The 3282-nt window shown below is 60.5% G+C and carries 3 protein-coding genes; all 3 read left to right on the top strand.

The window, feature by feature from the left end; translation table 11 throughout:
- Positions 1 to 36 precede the first annotated feature (36 nt).
- The 3 genes from H0V34_15265 to H0V34_15255 all read left to right on the top strand — a co-directional run bounded on the left by H0V34_15265 (position 37) and on the right by H0V34_15255 (position 3164).
- A complete protein-coding gene (locus tag H0V34_15265) occupies positions 37 to 696 on the top strand; it encodes a hypothetical protein (protein ID MBA2492975.1) in 660 nt (219 codons plus the stop codon).
- A gap of 37 nt (positions 697 to 733) precedes the next feature.
- Complete coding sequence (gene imuA / locus H0V34_15260; GenBank protein ID MBA2492974.1) at positions 734 to 1372, top strand: translesion DNA synthesis-associated protein ImuA; 639 nt, start codon at positions 734 to 736, stop codon at positions 1370 to 1372.
- A 169-nt stretch (positions 1373 to 1541) separates the two neighbouring features.
- Positions 1542 to 3164 carry a DNA polymerase Y family protein gene (locus H0V34_15255; GenBank protein ID MBA2492973.1) on the top strand — a complete coding sequence of 541 codons (1623 nt, stop codon included), beginning with the start codon at positions 1542 to 1544 and terminating at the stop codon, positions 3162 to 3164.
- Positions 3165 to 3282 lie beyond the last annotated feature (118 nt).

Below are 3282 nucleotides of genomic sequence, written 5' to 3'. Positions count from 1 at the left end.
GGCTTCCTGAGTCGCGTTGGGCATGCAGGAATATACATGAAGAGTGCGCTTGTTGAGTTACTGGCTGAGGTACGCAATGCCTACGAGGCATTAGACATCAAGACCCTGTGCTTGACTGAGGGGCTTGAATGGAACTATTCCTTAGTCACGACTTCTGGAGTTCGAAACGCACCGCTTATCGTGAGTTTCAACTGGGGTGCGGCTAGCGGCAAGCGATATCGACCTCAAGAACGGCTTCAAGAGGAGTTCTTGGACGAGCAGGATCCAGGATCTTTAGTCAGAATACTTCCGTACTTGAAGAAGTACCTTCCGCTCGAACAGCTGGCGAATTTTAGCCAGACAAATTACTGCTTCTTTCGCTCTCACAAGGCAAACCAGATTTCTGCGAGGGATTTGGCACTGTGCCAGCCGCTGTTCACAAAGCTGCTCGCAATCCTGAAGCCCGGCGTAGTCCTGTCGTTTTCCAGCAAACTTCGGGACTACATCGAAACGACTGAGCAGCTCAGTGAAACGCGCAGAACATCCTTCGAATATCTTCGAGGAGGAAGACGTGTTCGGTATTCAGCATTAGTCGGGAAGCTCCATTCGGACATCAAGGCTGTGTTTTTGCCACATCCAAACTACCCGCTTAAAGGAGAGGTTAGAGATGCGGCATGGGAATTCTGCTTCAATGAATCAAGATGTTCGCGGTGCTAGCGACTCAGTACGTCGTCTTAACGCCGGGAGGAAATGGATGGTGGCAACGCGGGTTCCCACCATAAGCGCCGGATTGGACAAGCTTCCACAAGGCAATCCGGCTCTATGGCGGGGACGCGATGGCGATAATTCAACGGCCGACATTAAGACCGGCTTTGCCGCGTTAGACGCGGCGTTGCCGGGGGGTGGATGGCCGGCTGGCGCCCTGACTGAGATCCTTTGCGAACCGCATGCAAGCGGCGCGTTACGGCTTCTGATGCCGGCGCTCGCGCGAGTGCACGGTGACGGCCGCTGTCAGGCGTGGATCGCGCCACCTTTCGTTCCGTACGCTCCAGCGCTGGCCGCTGTGGGCATCGATCTCGCCGCGACGATACTCATATACAAGCCGCAGGCGGCCGATGCATTATGGTCGGCAGAACAACTGCTGCGTTCCGGACTCTGCAACGCCGTGTTGCTGTGGCCGAAGACGGCCGACTTTCGCGCGCTGCGTCGTCTGCAGCTGGCGGCCGAGCAAGGCGACTGCCGGGGCGTGGTGTTTCGCGGCGTGGCGTGCGCCGCCCAACCGTCACCGGCGGCTTTGCGTCTGCGTCTGTGCGCGCTGGGCGACGAGATTGAAGTGCAAATCCTGAAAGCGCGCGGCGGGTTGAACCGCCAAAACGTGCGGTTGAAGCTTTAAGTTCCGGCCGCACGGCACGCCTGGCCGGACGTGCTCACCGGAATCGCGGCATCCCTGAGCGTCGTCCGCGGGCTAAGTACGCCGCCTTAGATTTTCGCGCCGTGCAAACTTGTCAGCCACAAGCGCTCAACATATACTGCTTATAAATGCAGTATACGGACGACAAGGCATGGCCGCATTTCCCTTAACGAGTCGGCGCGCGCGGCAGGCATCGCTGCCGTCGCTGTTATCACCGGACACGCCGCCTGCGCCCCCGCTGCGCCCCGACCACGCGGTTCATACCCGGCAACTGTGGCTTTGCGCCTGGTTTCCGGTCCTGCCCATGGAGGCAGTCGGGCGCCGCGAGGCGACACCTTTCGCCATCGTCGAGGACCATGGCGCGCGCCGTCTCATTCACATCGCTTGCGCGGCGGCACGCGCGGCGGGTGTCGTGGCGGGCATGGGACTCGCGCAGGCGTATGCGCTATGTCCGCGTCTATATACGCAAAGCAGGGACACGGATGCGGAGACACGCAGGCTGGAGATGCTGGCGGCCTGGGCGCACCAGTTCACCCCTACGGTCAGCCTGCAGCCGCCGCGGGCTTTACTGCTGGAGATCAGCGGCAGTCTGCGGCTTTTCGGCAATGTAGAAGACCTGAAGACAAAACTGAACGACGGCCTGGCGGCGCTGGGCGCGCACGCGCATGTAGCTGTAACGCCCACGCCGCTGGCCAGTCTGTTGCTGGCAAGCGTCGGCCAGAGTGCCGAGGTTCTCGACCAGGCGGGCTTGCACGCTGAGCTGCGGCGTCTGCCGATCAATGCGCTGCCACTGCCACCGGATTCAACCCGTTATCTGCACCATGTCGGCGTGCGCACCTTCCACGATTTGTGGCGGCTGCCCAGAAAAAGCGCGGCGCATCGCCTTGGGCCCGAACTGCTCGACTTCATGGATCGCGCGCTGGGATTGCAACCCGATCTACGACGCAGCTTCCATTCTCCGCCTCGCTTCACAACCGGGCTGGAGCTGCCGTGGGAAACCGATGACGCTGACGCTCTGCTGGAGGCGGCGCGCCAGCTGCTCGCAAGACTCATCGAATTTCTGCGCGCGCACGATGCCGGCGTTACCCGGCTGCAACTTGACCTGCATCACGCGAAGTCTCCGCCAAGCCGGCTGCGCATCGGCACCCGTCACACCACGCGCGATGCGGCGCATTTACTGAAACTAACGGAAGAACATCTACACCGTTTCAGACTGCCGGCGCCCGTGCTCAAGCTCCGGCTGGCGGCCGCATCGCTACAGCCATTCATCGCGAGTAATGAGATCTTGTTTGCCAAGAGCACATTTCATAACCTGCGACAAAATCCCCCCCAATCTCCCTTTATAAAAGGGGGGAGCAAGGGGGGATTTGACGATGAATCAGATCTCGCTTGGCAACAGTTGCTGGAACAGCTACAAGCCCGCCTGGACCGGGAGGCCGTTCGAGGCCTGGAGGTCTGTGCGGATCATCGGCCCGAGCGGGCGTGGCGTTGTGCCGAGCCCGACGGCCAGCGCAGCGAGGCCGCTGATAACAGGCCGCGCCCGCTATGGCTGTTGCCCGCCCCGCAACAATTGACCACACGGCAAGGCCATCCATGGCGACACGGACCCGTGTCGATACAGCGCGGTCCGGAACGTATCGAGAACGGTTGGTGGGACGGCCACGACGTGCGCCGCGACTACTACATCGCCATCGACACGGATGGCAGTCGGTTGTGGATTTATCGCGAACTGCGCAAGACACGCACGTGGTTTCTGCATGGTTTCTTTGCTTAGTCATGCGGACTTCCACGGGTACTGTCTGCGATGCGCCGTGACATTGAACGAGGACGCATGGTCAGCTACGCCGAGCTGCATTGTTTGAGCAACTTCAGTTTTCAGCGCGGCGCCTCGC

It is taken from the genome of Gammaproteobacteria bacterium (assembly GCA_013696315.1).
Lineage (GTDB): Bacteria > Pseudomonadota > Gammaproteobacteria > JACCYU01 > JACCYU01 > JACCYU01.
This window is presented reverse-complemented; position numbering and strand designations above follow the sequence as displayed.